Origin of the sequence: Actinophytocola sp. (genome assembly GCF_050699935.1) — a bacterium.
Taxonomy (GTDB): Bacteria; Actinomycetota; Actinomycetes; order Mycobacteriales; family Pseudonocardiaceae; genus Actinophytocola.
The window spans coordinates 1-16519 of the sequence record NZ_JBOHGB010000080.1 but is presented as its reverse complement, the minus strand read 5'-3'; the positions used below and the strand labels follow the sequence as shown (position 1 = coordinate 16519).

Genomic DNA, 16519 nt, shown 5'->3' with positions numbered 1-16519 from the left:
ATGCGTCCTTCAGGTCGCTGCGCGACAGGAAGGCGTCCATCCAGGCACTGCTCCGGGTAGGCCGGGCTAGAGCTCCACCCCCGTGGCCGGGTTGTTCGACGACACCAGCGCCGCCAGCCGGTCGCCGATCGCGTACGTGCTGCCCGGCGAGGGGTGGTCACGCGTCGCCAGGTCGAACGCCACCGACGCCTCGACCCGCCGCGCGGCCTCGTGCTCGCCGAGGTGGTCGAGCAGCAGGGCCACCGACAGCACGGCGGCCGTCGGGTCGGCGACGCCCTGGCCGGCGATGTCCGGGGCGCTGCCGTGCACCGGCTCGAACATCGACGGGTTGCGGCGGGTGATGTCGATGTTGCCGCTCGCGGCGAGGCCGATGCCGCCGGTCACCGCGGCGACCAGGTCGGTCAGGATGTCGCCGAACAGGTTGTCCGTCACGATCACGTCGAAGCGGCCGGGGTCGGTCACCATGTGGATCGTGGCGGCGTCGACGTGCTGGTAGGCCACCGTCACATCGGGGTGCTGCAGCGACACCTCCTCGACCACGCGTGACCACAGTGAGCCGGCGTGGGTGAGCACGTTCGTCTTGTGCACCAACGTGAGGTGCTTGCGCGGCCTGCCCACCGCGCGTGCGAAGGCGTCCCGCACGACCCGCTCGACACCGTAGGAGGTGTTGACGCTCACCTCGGTGGCGATCTCGTGTGGAGTGTCCTTTCGCAACAGTCCACCGTTGCCGGCGTACAGCCCCTCCGTGCCCTCCCGGATCACGAGCATGTCGATTTCACCGGGGTTCGCCAGCGGGCTATGCACACCCGGGTACAGCCGCGCCGGCCGCAGGTTCACGTGGTGGTCGAGCTCGAACCGCAGCCGCAGCAGCAGGCCGCGTTCGAGGATGCCGCTCGGCACCGACGGGTCACCGACCGCGCCCAGGAGGATCGCGTCGTGCTGACGCAGCTCACCGAGCACCGACTCGGGCAGCAACTCGCCGGTCGAGTGCCATCTGGCGGCACCGAGGTCATAACGGGTGACCTCGACGTCGGGCACCACCTCGCCGAGCACCTTGAGCGCCTCGGCGATCACTTCCGGCCCGATCCCGTCACCGGGGATCACCGCGAGCCGCATGCACACACCTCCCGGAAGAACGGGACATCGTTTCCAGCGAAGATTACCGGGATGGCACCCGAACTCCGCCGACGGCCACCCGTCTAGGTGGTGTCGCGGACCGCGAGGGTCAGGTGAAGTCGATCGCCCGGATGATGGTCGCACGTGCGGCGGTGCCGATCGACTCGAGGACCGCCTGGTCCACCGGCCGGTCCACACGCAGCAACATCACCGCGTCCGCCTTGTCCGTCGTCTGGCTGATCTGCGCCGCCTCGATGTTGATGCCGACGCCGCCGAGCAGGGTGCCGACGGTGCCCATGACGCCCGGCCGGTCGGTGTACTCGAGCATCAGCAGCACGCCCTCGGCCCGCAGGTCGAAGTGCCGGCCGTTCACCTCGACGAGCTTCTCGACCTGGTCCAGGCCGGTCAGCGTGCCGGAGACGCTCTGGGTTTCGCCGTCGGGGTAGACCGCGCGCAGCGTCACCAGGCTGCGATGGTTCGTGCTCTCCGGCTCCGTGCGCAGCGTCGCCTCGACGCCGAGCTCCTCGGCCAGGCGCGGCGCGTTGACGAACGTGACCTGGTCCTCGACGACGCCGGAGAACACCCCGCGCATGGCGGCGAGCGGCAGGATGCTGACGTCCTCATTGGACAGCTCGCCGCGCACCTCGACGCCGATCGAGGACGGCGGGTTGGGCGACAGCGCGGCCAGCACGGTGCCGAGCTTCTGGGTGAGCGGCAGGTACGGGCGCACCTCCTCTCCGACCGCGCCCCCGGAGGCGACGTTCACCGCGTCCGGGACGAAGTCGCCGCGCAGCGCCAGGACCACCGAGTGCGCCACGTCGGTGCCGGCGCGGTCCTGCGCCTCGCCGGTCGACGCGCCGAGGTGGGGCGTGACGACCACGTTGGGCAGCTCGAACAGCGGGCTCGTGGTGGTGGGCTCCTCGACGAACACGTCGACACCGGCGCCGCCGACCTGGCCGTCGCGCACGGCGTCGGCCAGCGCCTGCTCGTCGATCAGCCCACCGCGGGCCGCGTTGACGATCAGCACGCCCCGTTTGGTCCTCGCCAGCTCGTCCGCGCCGATCAGGCCCTTTGTCTCCGGGGTCTTCGGCAGGTGGACCGAGATGATGTCGGCCCTGGTCAGCAGCTCGTCGAGGCTGACGAGCTCGATGCCGAGCTGCGCGGCGCGGGCGGGCGAGACGTACGGGTCGTAGGCGATCAGCTCCGTGCCGAAGGCGGCCAGGCGCTGGGCGAAGAGCTGGCCGATCTTGCCCAGGCCCACCACGCCGACGGTCTTGCCCTGGATCTCCACGCCGGAGAAGGAGCTGCGCCTCCACTCGCCGCCGCGCAGGCTCGAGTCCGCGGCGGGGACGCGCCGGGCGAGCGAGAGCAGCAGGGCCACGGCGTGCTCGGCGGCGGAGACGATGTTCGAGGTGGGCGCGTTGACCACCAGCACGCCGCGCGCGGTGGCGGCCGGCACCTCGACGTTGTCCAGGCCGACGCCGGCCCGGGCGACGACCTTCAGCCTGGTGGTGGCGGCGAAGACCTCCGCGTCGACCTTGGTGGCCGAGCGAACCAGCAGCGCGTCCGCGTCGGCGACGGCGGACAGCAGCGCCGGGCGGTCGGTGCCGTCGATGTGGCGCACCTCCACCTCGTCGCCGAGCACATCGATGACCGAGGGGGCAAGCTTCTCAGCGATCAGGACAACGGGACGGGCTGACTGCGTCACGGCGCGAGCTCCAGGATTTGGCGAGGTCGTTAGGGGCGCGGTTACAGCGCTGTAACCAACCTCTGGGCAGTCTAGGAGGTGACCCGAACGGTTCCACGACGTGGTGAGCCATCCGACCTGGGCTCCCGCACAGGACACCCGCGAACGCTGGCGGCCCCGCGAATGGCCGTCGCGCCGTGAACGCCGCAGCCCCGTGGATGGCGGACCCGTGGATAGCGGGCCCGTGAACGCCGGTCCCTGTGAACGGGGCCCCGTGGATGGCGGCCCCCACCCTCACCGGGGGCCACCCCACCACGCCAGTCTACCGGTGGGGGGTGACGGGGGTGGGGGTGCTAGATCGACTTGTGGATGGGCGTGGCGGTTGTGGACAACGCGGGCGGGTCACCAGGGCTCGTCGAACTCGCCGGCCTTGGCGCCCTCCACGAAGGCATCCCACTCGGACTCAGTGAACACCAGGACCGTGTCGTCCGGGCCGGTGTGCTTCGAGTTGCGCATGGCGATGTAGGTCTTGCCGTCGGTGTGCGGCACGAACGCGATCTCCACGTACTCGCCGTCCGGGTCGGCGTCCGGCTCTGCCGCGCGCTGCCATTCGGCCTTGGTCAGGTCGAGCTTGCCGCGCACGTGGGCCTTGTCGTCGTAGATCGGCGCGCTGGCGCGAGTCCCCTCGTCACTCATGACAGAAACGTATACCCGGGGCAGGCCCGTGGCGGGCGTGCCCCGGGCAACCGTCAGGCCGTCTCGGTGATCGGGCGGTCGACCCACGACATCAGGCCACGCAGCTTGCGACCGACGTCCTCGATCGGGTGCTGCTCGCCCGCCTCCACCAGCTTGGTGAAGCTCGGGCGGCCGGCGTCGTCCTCCGCCACCCACTCCTTGGCGAAGTCGCCGCTGCGGATCTCGGCGAGGATCTTGCGCATCTCCTCGCGCACCGAGTCCGTGATCACCCGCGGGCCGCGGGTCACGTCGCCGTACTCGGCGGTGTCGGAGATCGAGTACCGCATGCGCGCGATGCCGCCCTCGTACATGAGGTCGACGATCAGCTTGAGCTCGTGCAGGCACTCGAAGTACGCCACCTCCGGCGCGTAGCCGGCGTTCACCAGCGTCTCGAAGCCGGCCTGCACCAACGCCGTCATGCCGCCGCACAGCACGACCTGCTCGCCGAAGAGGTCGGTCTCGGTCTCCTCGGTGAACGTCGTCTTGATGACGCCGGCCCGCGTGCCGCCGATGCCCTTGGCGTAGGACAGCGCGAGCGCCTGCCCGTTGCCGGAGGCGTCCTGCTCGACCGCGATCAGGCAGGGCACGCCCTTGCCGTCCACGAACTGCCGGCGCACCAGGTGGCCCGGGCTCTTCGGCGCCACCATCGCCACGTCCACATTGGACGGCGGGGTGATCAGGCCGTAGCGGATGTTGAAGCCGTGCCCGAAGAACAGGGCGTCCCCGTCGTTCAGGTTCGGCGCGATGTCCTCGGCGTAGATCTGGCGCTGCTTCGTGTCCGGCGCGAGGATCATGATCAGGTCGGCCCACGCGGCGGCCTCGGCCGGGGTACGGACCGTCAGGCCCTCCTCCTCCGCCTTGGCCCGCGACTTCGACGACTCGGGCAGTCCGACCGATACGTCCACACCGGAGTCACGCAGGCTGAGTGCGTGCGCGTGGCCTTGGCTGCCGTAGCCGATCACCGCGACGCGGCGGCCCTGGATGATCGAGAGGTCCGCATCGTCGTCATAGAAGATCTCGACTGCCATACTGCTGTGTCTTCCTTCCTTGTCAATAAGACTGTTAACCAACAACGCAACGCAACCTCAGGGGACCGTGACGAAAATCAGCCACCATCCACGCTGCCAACCGAACCTTCCGCCGGAACGCAACCAACACTTTTAATTCCGGAGAGGCGGTCAGCGCACGCCTGTTGCGGTGATCGAGCGCGGGCCGCGGCCGATGGCGACCATGCCGGACTGCACCATCTCGCGCACCCCGTACGGCTCGAGCATGCGCAGGAGCGCCTCGAGCTTGTCGGCGGTTCCGGTGGCCTCGACGGTCAGCGCCTCCGGCGACACGTCGACCACCTTGGCCCGGAACAGCTGCACGGTCTCCAGCACCTGGGTCCGCACGGTGGCGTCGGCCCGGACCTTGACCAGGAGCAGCTCGCGCTGAACCGAGACACTCGGGTCCAGCTCCACGATCTTGATGACGTTCACCAGCTTGTTGAGCTGCTTGGTCACCTGCTCGAGCGGTAGCTCGTCGACCGCGACCACGATCGTCATCCGGGACACGTCGACGTGCTCGGTGGGTCCGACCGCGAGCGACTCGATGTTGAAGCCCCGCCGGGAGAACAGGCCCGCCACGCGGGCGAGGACACCGGGCTTGTTCTCGACCAGAACGGACAGCGTGTGGGTACTCACGGCTGTTCCGCCTCTCCGAAATTCAACGTGTTGGTCGTGTTCCGGCGGAAAGTGCAGTTGGCGAGGTGGGTAGTGGCTGGGTTGCGTCCCGTTCCCCTTCGCGGTTGGCAAGGACGCGCGATTCCGATCATGCTTCCTCAGTCCTCGTCGAAGAGCGGCCGGATGCCGCGCGCGGCCATGATGTGGTCGTTGCCGGTGCCCGCGGCGACCATCGGCCACACCTGAGCGTCCTTGCCGACCACGAAGTCGATCACCACCGGGCGGTCCTCGATCTCCATCGCCCGGTGGATCACCCGGTCGACGTCCTCTTTGGACTCACAGCGTAGCCCGGCGCAGCCGAGCGCCTCGGCCAGCAGGGTGAAGTCCGGGATCCGGTGCTTGTGCGTGCCCAGGTCGGTCTGCGAGTAGCGCTCGGAGTAGAAGAGGTTCTGCCACTGGCGGACCATGCCCAGGTTGCCGTTGTTGATGACCGCGACCTTGATCGGCGCGCCCTCGATCGCGCAGGTGGCGAGCTCCTGGTTGGTCATCTGGAAGCAGCCGTCGCCGTCGATCGCCCAGACCACCTTGTCCGGGTTGCCGAACTTCGCGCCCATCGCCGCGGGCACCGCGAAGCCCATCGTGCCCAGCCCGCCGGAGTTGATCCACGTGGACGGCTTCTCGTAGGTGATGAACTGGGCCGCCCACATCTGGTGCTGGCCCACGCCCGCGGCGTAGATCGCGTCCGGCCCGGCGATCTGGCCGATCCGCTCGATCACGTACTGCGGGGACAGCGCGCCGTCGGCCGGCCACTCGTAGCCCAGCGGGAACGTCTCGCGCAGGTGGTCGAGCTGCTCCCACCACGCCGACAGGTCCGGCTGGCCGCCCTGGGCGCCGTACTCGGCGCGCACCGCGCCCGTCAGCTCGGTGATGATCTCCCGGCAGTCGCCGACGATCGGCACGTCCGCGCGCCGGTTCTTGGAGATCTCCGCCGGGTCGATGTCCGCGTGCACGATCTGCGCGTCCGGCGCGAACGACGACAGCTGCCCGGTCACCCGGTCGTCGAACCGGGCGCCGAGCGCGATCAGCAGGTCGGCCTTCTGCATGGCGGCGACCGCGGCCACCGAGCCGTGCATGCCGGGCATGCCCAGGTGCTGGCGGTGCGTGTCGGGGAACGCCCCCCGCGCCATCAGCGTGGTGACCACCGGGATGCCGGTGAGCTCCGCGAGCGCCGCGAGCTCGGCGGACGCCCGGGCCTTGATCACGCCACCGCCGACGTAGAACACCGGCCGGCGCGCGTTCGTGATCAGCTTGGCCGACTCGCGAACCTGCTTGCCGTGCGGGCGGGTGGTCGGCTTGTAGCCGGGCAGCCGCAGCTCCGGTGGCCAGGCGAAGGACGTGGTCTCCTGCAGCACGTCCTTCGGGATGTCGACGAGCACGGGTCCCGGCCGGCCGGTCCTGGCCAGGTGGAATGCCTCGGCGATCGTCCGCGGGATCTCCGCGGGGTCGGTGACGAGGAAGTTGTGCTTCGTGATCGGCAGCGTGATGCCGCAGATGTCGGCTTCCTGGAAGGCGTCCGTGCCGATGAGTGCGCGGGTCTGCTGCCCGGTGATCGCGACGAGCGGGACGGAGTCCATGTTGGCGTCCGCGAGCGGGGTGACGAGGTTGGTCGCGCCCGGGCCGGAGGTGGCCATGCAGACGCCGACCTTGCCGGTCGCCTGCGCGTAGCCGGTGGCCGCGTGGCCCGCACCCTGCTCGTGCCGGACGAGGACGTGCCGGACCTTCGTCGAGTCGAGCAGCGGGTCGTACGCGGGCAGGATCGTGCCGCCAGGGATGCCGAAGACCACCTCGACGCCTACCGCCTCGAGCGACCGGACGAGCGACTGGGCACCGGTGACCCGCACGGGGGTTCCCGTGGGGGGTGCCGGCTTTGGTCTGGCTCCGTGGGGCCGCACCGGCCCCGAGGTCGCGGCGACCGGGTTGGGCCGCTGTGTCGCACTGGTCATCGGCTTCTGCCTCTGGTGTGGTCGGATTGCACAGCCGGCTCGCGGTTCAGGCTCTCACGCACGAAAAAACCCCCGTCGGCCTGTTGGCCGTACGAGGGTCGCGCGTTCGACGCAGCCTGGGCTTCCTCAGCGTCGAACGCGCTGGGGAAGTACGAGACCGATCTGCTTGGGCACGCCGATGACGCTAGTGCGTTCAGAGTATTGACGTCAACTCTGCGGGATTGTCCTCCCGAATCGTGGACGTGGCACGATGGGCGAGTGACCACCCCGCAGGTGCCGGACAGGCTCGTGTTCCGCATACCCGGGACCGCCGTGCTCGGTGCCCTGCTGCTCGCGGTGACCGCCACGCCGTTCGCGTTCGCCGCGTCGTGGCTCTTCCTGGTGTACCTGGTGCCGATCGCAGTGATCGTCTGGGTGCTGCGGCTGCGCACCGTCGCGGACGCCGACGGGTTGGTCGCGCGGACCTTGTTCGGACACCACGAGCTGCGCTGGGGCGACATCCGCGCGCTGCGGGTCTCCGAGCGGTCCTGGGTGCGCGCGGTGCTCGACGACGACCGGGAGCAGACGCTGCCCACGGTCCGCACCCGCCACCTTCCCGCGTTGGCGCTGATCAGCGGCGGCCGGCTGGACGACCCCACCGAGCCCGCCCCACCGGATCCGCCCGCGGTCGAGCAAGAACAAGCTGACGGCGCGAAATAGGCCGCGAAATAGACTGGAGGAGCCGTGCCTGAGCTCCGTTCCCGCGTCACCACCCACGGCCGCAACGCGGCGGGCGCGCGCTCGCTGTGGCGGGCCACCGGCATGACCGACGGCGACTTCGGCAAGCCGATCGTGGCGATCGCCAACTCGTACACGCAGTTCGTGCCCGGGCACGTGCACCTGCGCGACCTCGGCGACATCGTGGCCGAGGCGGTCGGCGAGGCCGGCGGCGTGGCGCGCGAGTTCCACACGATCGCGGTCGACGACGGCATCGCGATGGGCCACGGCGGCATGCTGTACTCGCTGCCGTCGCGGGAGATCATCGCGGACAGCGTCGAGTACATGGTCAACGCGCACGCGGCCGACGCGCTCGTGTGCATCTCGAACTGCGACAAGATCACACCCGGGATGCTCAACGCCGCGATGCGGCTCAACGTCCCGACCGTGTTCGTGTCCGGCGGCCCGATGGAGGCCGGCAAGGCGGTCGTGCTGGACGGCGTCGCGCACGCCTCGTCGGACCTGATCACCACGATCTCGGCGTCCGCCAACGACAACGTCGACGAGGCGGGGCTGACCGAGATCGAGCGGTCCGCGTGCCCGACGTGTGGGTCGTGCTCGGGCATGTTCACCGCGAACTCGATGAACTGCCTGACCGAGGCGCTCGGCCTCGCGCTGCCGGGCAACGGCTCGACGCTGGCCACGCACGCCGCGCGCCGCTCGCTGTTCGCGCGGGCCGGCACGACCGTGATGGAGCTGTGCCGCCGCTGGTACGGGTCCGACGACGCCTCGGTGCTGCCGCGCTCGATCGCCACCCGCGAGGCGTTCGGCAACGCGATGGCGCTGGACATGGCGATGGGCGGCTCGACCAACACGGTGCTGCACATCCTGGCGGCGGCACGCGAGGGCGACGTCGACCTCACGCTCGCGGACATCGACGCGATCAGCCGGCGGGTGCCGTGCCTGTCGAAGGTGTCGCCGAACTCCAGCTACCACATGGAGGACGTGCACCGGGCGGGCGGCATCCCGGCGATCCTGGGTGAGCTGTGGCGGGCCGGACTGCTGCACGAGGACGTGCACACGGTGCACAGCCCGTCGCTCGCGGCGTGGCTCTCGGCGTGGGACATCCGCGCGGCGTCGCCGTCGGCGGAGGCGGTCGAGCTGTACCTCGCGGCGCCGGGCGGGGTGCGGACCACGCGGGCCTTCTCCACGACGAACCGCTGGTCGTCGCCGGACAAGGACGCGGCGGGCGGCTGCATCCGGGACGCGGCGCACGCGTACACGGCGGAGGGTGGGCTGGCCGTGCTGCACGGCAACCTGGCCGAGGACGGCGCGGTGATCAAGGCGGCGGGGATCGAGGAGGAGCTGTTCCGCTTCGAGGGGCCAGCGCGGGTCGTGGAGAGCCAGGAGCAGGCGGTGTCGGTGATTCTGTCGCGGGAGGTCCAGCCGGGCGACGTGCTGGTCGTGCGGTACGAGGGGCCGGCGGGCGGGCCGGGGATGCAGGAGATGCTGCACCCGACGGCGTTCCTCAAGGGTGCCGGCCTGGGCAAGAAGTGTGCGCTGATCACCGACGGCCGGTTCTCGGGCGGGTCGTCGGGCCTGTCGGTGGGCCACATCTCCCCCGAGGCGGCGGGCGGCGGCACGATCGGCCTGGTGGCCGACGGCGACCGCATCCTGATCGACGTGCACGAGCGGCGCCTGGAGCTGCTGGTCGACCCGGCCGAGCTGGCCGAGCGCCGGGCGAAGATGGAGTCGAGCGAACGCCCCTGGCAGCCCAGGGACCGCCAGCGCCCGGTCACGGCCGCGCTCCGCGCCTACGCCCGCCTGGCCACCGACGCCTCCATGGGTGCCGTCCGCGACCCCAACCGCTGACCCCCCGCGAGTCCCCCGCTCCCGCACGCGAGTCCCCGGTTCGTGCGCGCCTGTACGTCGCGTTGGTCAGGCGCACCAAACCGCGCAAACGTCGGGTGAGGGGATCGGGCGGTGATTACCATGGCCTGCTCCAGGGCGAGAGGAGCACGCCATGGCGCGATCCGACAGGTCGGCCGGCCGCAAGAAGCCGGCCGACCTGGTGCCGATGTGGGGTGTGCTCCTCGGACTCGCCGTCGCGCTGCTACCGGCCGTGGCGGGCGTCAGCTACCTGCCCAAGTGGACGGGCGAGCTGTGGAGCTACGCCACCGCCGACGAGTGTCCCGCGCGGGCGCCGGCCGCGGACTGCGTGATCCGGGTACCTGGCGAGGTCAAGTCCCGCACCACGATCGAGGGCACCGGCCAGAACAGCTCTGACGAGGCCGACATCTACGTGACCCTCGACCGGGACATGGCACGCGGCTCACCGGACATTCCCGGCTTCGTCACCATCGAGGTCACCCCCGGCGAAGCCGACGATCTCGGCATCATCGGAAGCGTCGAACAGGGCGAGCGGGTCACAGTGACGTTGTTCCGGCAGCAGGCGATCGAGATCACCGGCCCCAGCGGCGAGACGGCCAGCAAGAACAACTCACCCACGGTGCAGTTCGCCGCCACGTTCGCGCTGACCGTCGTCTTCGTGATGGTCTCCTTCGCCGGCCTTGTCTACCTGTGGCGGCGCGTCCGGCTCTACGGCATGCGGTCCCGCTTCCCCGGCGCCGGCGAGAAGCCGTTCGTGCCGATGCCCGGCTGGCTGATCCCCACTGGGATCTGTGTCGGTGTCAGCACCGTCGCCGCCGTGTTGTTCGGCTGGCTGGCGGTGCTGCTGTTCTCCGACGCGGTGCTGGTGCCGGTGGTCTTCGGCGTCACCGTCGTCGGCTCCATCGTGCTCGGCGTCTGCTACCGCGTGCTCTCCGCCCGGGCACGCGTGCTCTGGCACGGCAAGCCGAGTGGCCGGCACGGTCGCATGGGCGGCACGGCCGGGCCGGCGAAGAGCTAGCTGCCCTGAGGACGTCATTCCGGAGCGTTGGACTCGCGGGTCCGCAGCGTTGGACTCGCGGGTCCGCAGCGTTGGACACGCGGGTGAGGGGTGTCACGGTTTCTCACGATGCGGATGGCGGTGGACCAGGGGGTGGGCGCGTGGCACGCTGAACCACATGCGGAATGCGACCGAAGTCCTCCTCGTGGCCCGCCGCCACGTGGACTTCGTCCGCGTCTCCAGCGCGATGTGCCGGCGTTTCGGGTAACCCGCCGCCACGTGCATTGACCTTTTCAGCCGGCGCCGGGTGCGCCGGCCGAACACCCCCAAAGATCTCCAGGGGTTCTCCGGCGCGCGCCTACGCCACAAGAACCTCGGAGGCCTGGGGTGTCATCTCCCACCACACCGCGAACGGCCGCGCCGGCCAAGCGGGCCCGGCGCGGTGAGGGGCAGTGGGCGCTCGGCTACCACGAGCCCCTCAACCCCAACGAGCGGAGCAAGAAGGACGACAACCCGCTCAACGTCCGCGACCGCATCGAGAACATCTACGCCCACACCGGGTTCGCCGGCATCGACCCCGCCGACCTGCGCGGACGGTTCCGCTGGTACGGCCTCTACACCCAGCGCAAGCCCGGCATCGACGGCGGCCGCACGGCCACCCTCGAGCCGGAGGAGCTCGACGACGAGTACTTCATGCTCCGCGTCCGCATCGACGGCGGCGCGGTCACGACCGAGCAGCTCGCGGCCATCGGCGAGGTGTCGCAGACCTACGCGCGCGACACCGCCGACATCACCGACCGGCAGAACATCCAGTACCACTGGATCCGCATCGAGGACATGCCCGCGGTGTGGGCGAAGCTCGAGAGCGCCGGCCTCACCACGATGGAGGCCTGCGGCGACAGCCCGCGCGTGATCCTCGGCTCGCCGGTCGCCGGCATCGCCGAGAACGAGGTCGTCGACGCCACCCCGGCGATCGAGGAGATCAGGCGCCGCTTCGTCGGCGACCCGCTGTTCGCCAACCTGCCGCGCAAGTTCAAGACCGCCGTCTCCGGCCTGCCGGACGTGGCGCACGAGGTACACGACGTGGCGTTCGTCGGTGTGGACCACCCCGAGCACGGGCCGGGCTTCGACGTCTGGGTCGGCGGCGGCCTGTCCACCAACCCGATGATCGGCCAGCGGCTCGGTGCCTGGGTCCCGCGCGGCGAGGTGGCCGACGTGTGGGCCGGCGTGATCAGCATCTTCCGCGACTACGGCTACCGCCGCCTGCGCCACCGAGCGCGGATCAAGTTCCTCGTCAAGGACTGGGGCGCGGCGAGGTTCCGCGAGGTGCTGGAGACCGAGTACCTGAAGCGCCCGCTGCTCGACGGCCCGGCTCCCGAGGTGCCCGACCGGCCGTACGACCACGTCGGCGTGCACCCGCAGCGGGACGGCAACTGCTACGTGGGGGCGGCGCCGGTCGCCGGCCGGGTCTGCGGCTCCGCGCTCGTCGCGGTGGCCAAGGCGGCCGAGCGGGTCGGCTCGCACCGGGTCCGCTTCACCCCGCAGCAGAAGCTGATCGTGCTCGACGTGCCAAGTTCCGAAGTGGACAGTCTGCGAGCGGAGCTCACGAGGCTCGGCCTGCACACCGACCCGTCGCCGTGGCGGCGCGGCGTGATGGCCTGCACGGGCATCGAGTTCTGCAAGCTCGCGATCGTCGAGACCAAGGCCCGCGCCGCGGAGCTGGTGGCCAGCCTCGAGGAACGGCTCGCGGACATCACGGGCGAGGTCCCCGAGCTGACGCGGCAGCCGATCAGCGTGCACATCAACGGCTGCCCCAACTCCTGCGCCCGCATCCAGACCGCGGACATCGGCCTGAAAGGCCAGATCGTCACCGACGCCCACGGCGACCAGGTCGAGGGCTTCCAGGTGCACCTCGGCGGCGGACTCGGCCTCGACGCCGGCTTCGGTCGCAAAATGCGGGGCCACAAGGTCACCGGCGACGAGCTGACCGGCTACGTCGAGCGCGTGGTTCGCCGGTTCGTGGCCCGGCGCGAGCCAGACGAGCGGTTCGCCCAGTGGGTGGCGCGCGCCGAGGAGGCGGACCTCAAGTGACTCGGCCGACGTACTCCCTTCCGCGGAGGCCGCGATGACAGAGCGCGCGACCCCGTTCTACTGCCCGTACTGCGGCGACGAGGACCTGCGCCCGCAGGAGGAGCCGCACGCCGCCTGGCTGTGCACCGGCTGCCGGCGGGTGTTCAACGTCAAGTTCGTCGGCCTCAAGCTCGCCACGGAACACGCGGAGGCAACCCAGTGACCACAACGGAAACCGACCGGAAAACGCTCGCCGAGCGCGCGGGCGAGGAGCTGGCCGACGCGACCGCGGCCGAGGTGCTGGCCTGGACCGCGGAGACGTTCGGCGACTCGTGGATCGTCGCGTCGAACATGCAGGACGCCGTGCTGATCGACCTCGCGGTGCGCGCCAAGTCCGACGTGGACGTCCTGTTCCTGGAGACCGGCTACCACTTCGCCGAGACGATCGGCACCCGGGACGCGGTCGCGCTCACCTACCCGCACGTCCGGATCGTCAACGCGGCGGCCGAACAGTCGGTGGCCGACCAGGAGGCGGAGTTCGGCCCGCTCAACAAGACCGACCCGAACAAGTGCTGCTTCCTGCGCAAGGTGGTGCCGCTGCGGCGCACGCTCGCGAACTACGACGCGTGGGTCACCGGGGTGCGCAGGATCGACGCGCCGACCCGGGCGAACACGCCGGTCGTGCAGTGGGACGAGCGCAACCGGTTGGTCAAGATCAACCCGGTCGCGGCGTGGTCCGACGACGAGTTCAACGACTACCTCACCGCGAACGGGATCCTGGCGAACCCGCTGGTGAGCAAGGGATACCTGTCGATCGGCTGCGCGCCGTGCACCGCGAAGCCGCTGCCCGGGGCCGACCCGCGCAGCGGCCGGTGGGCCGGCCAGGCCAAGACCGAATGTGGGTTGCACGGATGACCGCCACCATTGACGCACCAGTCCGCATGTCCGCCGCCCCGCTGGACGCGCTGAGCCGCCTCGAGTCCGAGGCGATCCACATCATGCGCGAGGTCGCGGGCGAGTTCGACCGGCCGGTGATCCTGTTCTCCGGCGGCAAGGACTCCACCCTGCTGCTGCACCTCGCGGTGAAGGCCTTCTGGCCGGCGCCGGTGCCGTTCCCGCTGTTGCATGTGGACACCGGGCACAACCTTCCCGAGGTGCTGGAGTTCCGGGACCTGGTGGTCGCGAAGCACGAGCTGCGCCTGGTGGTCGCGAACGTGCAGGACTGGATCGACGACGGGCGGCTGTCCGAGCGCCCCGACGGCACCCGCAACCCGCTGCAGACGGTTCCGCTGCTGGACACGATCGCCGAGCACCGGTTCGACGCGGTGTTCGGCGGCGGCCGCCGCGACGAGGAGCGGGCCCGCGCGAAGGAGCGGATCTTCAGTCTGCGCAACGCGTTCGGCCAGTGGGATCCGCGCCGGCAGCGCCCCGAGCTGTGGAACCTCTACAACGGACGGCACCGGGCGGGCGAGCATGTCCGGGTGTTCCCGCTGTCCAACTGGACCGAGCTGGACGTCTGGCGCTACATCGCGCGCGAGGGCATCGAGCTGCCGACGATCTACTACGCGCACGAGCGGGAGGTCTTCCAGCGCGACGGCATGTGGCTCACGCGGGGCCCGTGGGGCGGCCCGCGCGACGGCGAGACCGTGCTGCGCACGATGGTCCGCTACCGCACGGTCGGCGACGGCTCGTGCACCGGCGCGATCGAGTCCACTGCGTCCACTTTGGACGATGTGATCGCGGAGGTGTCGGCGAGCCGGCTCACCGAGCGCGGCGCCACCCGGGCCGACGACCGGCTGTCCGAGGCCGCGATGGAGGACCGCAAGCGCGAAGGCTACTTCTGATGACCGACCTCCTGCGGCTCGCCACCGCCGGGTCCGTCGACGACGGGAAGTCGACCCTGGTCGGCCGGTTGCTGTACGACACCAAGTCGGTGCTGGCCGACCAGCTCGACGCCGTGCACCGCGCCAGCGTCGACAAAGGACTGTCTACTCCGGACCTTTCGCTGCTCGTGGACGGGCTGCGCTCGGAGCGGGAGCAGGGCATCACGATCGACGTGGCGTACCGCTACTTCGCCACCCCGCGGCGGACGTTCGTGCTCGCGGACACCCCCGGGCACGTGCAGTACACCCGGAACACGGTGACCGGCGCGTCCACCGCGCGGCTCGCGATCCTGCTCGTGGACGCGCGCAAGGGCGTGGTCGAGCAGACCCGCCGGCACGCCGCGGTCCTCGCGCTGCTCGGCGTGCCGCGGCTGGTGCTCGCGGTGAACAAGATCGACCTGGTGGACTTCGACGAGGGCACGTTCGAGGTCATCGCGAAGGAGTTCGCCACGCACGCGGCCGCGCTGGGCTACCCGCGCGGCTCGGTGCTGACGATCCCGGTGTCCGCGCTGCGCGGCGACAACGTGGTCGAGCCCTCGGCGAACACGCCGTGGTACACCGGCCCGGCGCTGCTCGAGCACCTCGAGACCGTGCCGGTCGAGCCGGACCCGCACGAGGCAGCGCTGCGCTTCCCGGTGCAGTACGTGATCCGCCCGCGCACGCCCGAGCACCCCGACTACCGCGGCTACGCCGGGCAGATCGCCGCGGGCAGCGTGCGGCCGGGCGACGAGGTCGTGGTGCTGCCGGCCGGCAGGCTCACCAGGGTCACCCGCGTCGACACCCCGGACGGCCCGCTGACCGAGGCCACCGCGGGCCGCTCGGTCACGCTGCTGCTGGCCGACGACATCGACATCTCGCGCGGCGACCTCATCGTAGGCCAGGGCCAGCTGCCGGTGATCACCGACGAGCTGGACGCGACCCTTGCCTGGCTGGCGGACAAGCCGCTGCGGGCGGGTGCGCGGGTGCTGGTCAAGCACGGCGCCCGCACGGTCCAGGCGATCGTCGGCGAGCTGCGCACCCGGTTCGACGAGCAGCGGCTGTCCACCGTGGACGCTCCGGAGTCGTTGGCGCTCAACGAGATCGGCCAGGTCACGCTGCGCACGTCGGCGCCGGTCCCGGTCGACGACTACGCGACGCACGGACGGACCGGCGCGTTCCTGGTGATCGACCCGGCCGACGGCACCACGCTCGCGGCGGGCCTCGTCGGCGCGCCGCTGCCCGTGCGGGGCAGGTAGATGCCACCACCACTCGTCGCCGTCGCGCACGGCAGCAGGGACCCGCGGTCGGCGGCCACGGTCGCGGCGCTGGTCGACGTCGTGCGCGTGCGAGCGCCGGACCTCGACGTGCGGACGGCGTTCCTCGACCTGTCCGCGCCCCGGCTGCCCGACGTGCTCACCGCGCTGCACGGCGCCGGGCACCGCGACGTCGTGGTCGTGCCCTTGTTGCTGGGCAGGGCCTTTCACGCGCGCGTCGACCTGCCGTCGATCGTCGCCGAGACGTGCGCGCGGCTGCCCCGGCTGTCGGTCTCGGTGTCCGACGTGCTCGGCCCCGACCCGCGGCTGGCGTCGATCGCGTTGCGCAGGCTCGCCGACGCAGGCGCCCGGGTCGGCGATCCCTCGCTCGGCGTGATCCTCGCCGGCGCGGGCTCCTCGCACGCGCCGGCCAACGCCGCGGTGTCCACGGTGGCCGCTTCGTGGACATCCCTGGGCTGGGCCGGGGCCCGGGCCGCGTTCGCGAGCGCGGGCCGGCCGGACGTGCCGGCCGCCGCCGCCGCGCTG

16 protein-coding genes are annotated in these 16519 nt (G+C 71.0%); 10 read left to right on the top strand and 6 right to left on the bottom strand.

Features of this window, described 5'->3' with window-relative positions; all coding sequences use genetic code 11:
- Positions 1-66 precede the first annotated feature (66 nt).
- The 6 genes from ACRDTB_RS23505 to ACRDTB_RS23480 all read right to left on the bottom strand — a co-directional run bounded on the left by ACRDTB_RS23505 (position 67) and on the right by ACRDTB_RS23480 (position 7205).
- On the bottom strand, positions 67-1116 hold the full coding sequence (locus ACRDTB_RS23505) for a 3-isopropylmalate dehydrogenase (protein WP_431433586.1): 1050 nt from the start codon (positions 1114-1116) through the stop codon (positions 67-69).
- Between the two features lie 109 nt (positions 1117-1225).
- The gene (gene serA / locus ACRDTB_RS23500; protein WP_431433584.1) at positions 1226-2824 is read right to left on the bottom strand and encodes a phosphoglycerate dehydrogenase; all 1599 of its coding nucleotides are present in this window, start codon (positions 2822-2824) and stop codon (positions 1226-1228) included.
- Between the two features lie 381 nt (positions 2825-3205).
- The gene (locus tag ACRDTB_RS23495) at positions 3206-3499 is read right to left on the bottom strand and encodes a DUF397 domain-containing protein (protein WP_431433583.1); all 294 of its coding nucleotides are present in this window, start codon (positions 3497-3499) and stop codon (positions 3206-3208) included.
- 53 nt (positions 3500-3552) lie between these two features.
- Complete coding sequence (gene ilvC, locus ACRDTB_RS23490) at positions 3553-4566, bottom strand: ketol-acid reductoisomerase (RefSeq protein WP_431433581.1); 1014 nt, start codon at positions 4564-4566, stop codon at positions 3553-3555.
- Between the two features lie 150 nt (positions 4567-4716).
- Positions 4717-5223 (bottom strand): acetolactate synthase small subunit, encoded by a 507-nt coding sequence (ilvN, locus tag ACRDTB_RS23485; protein ID WP_431433579.1) that lies wholly within the window; start codon positions 5221-5223, stop codon positions 4717-4719.
- 137 nt (positions 5224-5360) lie between these two features.
- Positions 5361-7205 carry an acetolactate synthase large subunit gene (locus ACRDTB_RS23480; protein WP_431433578.1) on the bottom strand — a complete coding sequence of 615 codons (1845 nt, stop codon included), beginning with the start codon at positions 7203-7205 and terminating at the stop codon, positions 5361-5363.
- Positions 7206-7463: 258 nt separating this feature from the next.
- On the opposite strand from ACRDTB_RS23480, the gene ACRDTB_RS23475 reads away from it, so the two are divergent.
- The 10 genes from ACRDTB_RS23475 to ACRDTB_RS23430 all read left to right on the top strand — a co-directional run.
- Positions 7464-7904 (top strand): PH domain-containing protein, encoded by a 441-nt coding sequence (locus tag ACRDTB_RS23475; RefSeq protein ID WP_431433576.1) that lies wholly within the window; start codon positions 7464-7466, stop codon positions 7902-7904.
- A gap of 24 nt (positions 7905-7928) precedes the next feature.
- Positions 7929-9773 carry a dihydroxy-acid dehydratase gene (ilvD, locus tag ACRDTB_RS23470; protein WP_431433574.1) on the top strand — a complete coding sequence of 615 codons (1845 nt, stop codon included), beginning with the start codon at positions 7929-7931 and terminating at the stop codon, positions 9771-9773.
- 151 nt (positions 9774-9924) lie between these two features.
- A complete protein-coding gene (locus ACRDTB_RS23465) occupies positions 9925-10809 on the top strand; it encodes a hypothetical protein (RefSeq protein ID WP_431433573.1) in 885 nt (294 codons plus the stop codon).
- 157 nt (positions 10810-10966) lie between these two features.
- Positions 10967-11056 carry a putative leader peptide gene (locus ACRDTB_RS23460; protein ID WP_431433571.1) on the top strand — a complete coding sequence of 30 codons (90 nt, stop codon included), beginning with the start codon at positions 10967-10969 and terminating at the stop codon, positions 11054-11056.
- A gap of 119 nt (positions 11057-11175) precedes the next feature.
- Positions 11176-12879, top strand: a complete 1704-nt coding sequence (locus tag ACRDTB_RS23455) for a nitrite/sulfite reductase (protein WP_431433569.1) — start codon at positions 11176-11178, stop codon at positions 12877-12879.
- A 34-nt stretch (positions 12880-12913) separates the two neighbouring features.
- On the top strand, positions 12914-13081 hold the full coding sequence (locus ACRDTB_RS23450; protein ID WP_431433567.1) for an Insertion element protein: 168 nt from the start codon (positions 12914-12916) through the stop codon (positions 13079-13081).
- The gene (locus tag ACRDTB_RS23445; RefSeq protein WP_431433565.1) at positions 13078-13773 is read left to right on the top strand and encodes a phosphoadenylyl-sulfate reductase; all 696 of its coding nucleotides are present in this window, start codon (positions 13078-13080) and stop codon (positions 13771-13773) included. The genes ACRDTB_RS23450 and ACRDTB_RS23445 overlap by 4 nt, the downstream gene beginning before the upstream one ends.
- Positions 13770-14702 (top strand): sulfate adenylyltransferase subunit CysD, encoded by a 933-nt coding sequence (gene cysD / locus ACRDTB_RS23440; protein WP_431433564.1) that lies wholly within the window; start codon positions 13770-13772, stop codon positions 14700-14702. Before ACRDTB_RS23445 ends, cysD begins: the two co-directional genes overlap by 4 nt.
- Positions 14702-15976, top strand: coding sequence for a sulfate adenylyltransferase subunit 1 (locus tag ACRDTB_RS23435; RefSeq protein ID WP_431433562.1), 1275 nt, complete (start codon positions 14702-14704; stop codon positions 15974-15976). Before cysD ends, ACRDTB_RS23435 begins: the two co-directional genes overlap by 1 nt.
- Positions 15977-16519, top strand: a 543-nt coding sequence (locus tag ACRDTB_RS23430; RefSeq protein WP_431433561.1) for a sirohydrochlorin chelatase, incomplete at its 3' end; no start/stop codon positions are given.

Bases quoted from the DNA above. Each gene is read 5' to 3' on its own strand.
- ACRDTB_RS23505 (WP_431433586.1), bottom strand. From the start codon at position 1,116: ATGCGGCTCGCGGTGATCCCCGGTGACGGGATCGGGCCGGAAGTGATC.
- ACRDTB_RS23495 (WP_431433583.1), bottom strand. From the start codon at position 3,499: ATGAGTGACGAGGGGACTCGCGCCAGCGCGCCGATCTACGACGACAAG.
- ilvC (WP_431433581.1), bottom strand. From the start codon at position 4,566: ATGGCAGTCGAGATCTTCTATGACGACGATGCGGACCTCTCGATCATC.
- ACRDTB_RS23480 (WP_431433578.1), bottom strand. From the start codon at position 7,205: ATGACCAGTGCGACACAGCGGCCCAACCCGGTCGCCGCGACCTCGGGG.
- ACRDTB_RS23465 (WP_431433573.1), top strand. From the start codon at position 9,925: ATGGCGCGATCCGACAGGTCGGCCGGCCGCAAGAAGCCGGCCGACCTG.
- ACRDTB_RS23460 (WP_431433571.1), top strand. From the start codon at position 10,967: ATGCGGAATGCGACCGAAGTCCTCCTCGTGGCCCGCCGCCACGTGGAC.
- ACRDTB_RS23450 (WP_431433567.1), top strand. From the start codon at position 12,914: ATGACAGAGCGCGCGACCCCGTTCTACTGCCCGTACTGCGGCGACGAG.
- cysD (WP_431433564.1), top strand. From the start codon at position 13,770: ATGACCGCCACCATTGACGCACCAGTCCGCATGTCCGCCGCCCCGCTG.
- ACRDTB_RS23435 (WP_431433562.1), top strand. From the start codon at position 14,702: ATGACCGACCTCCTGCGGCTCGCCACCGCCGGGTCCGTCGACGACGGG.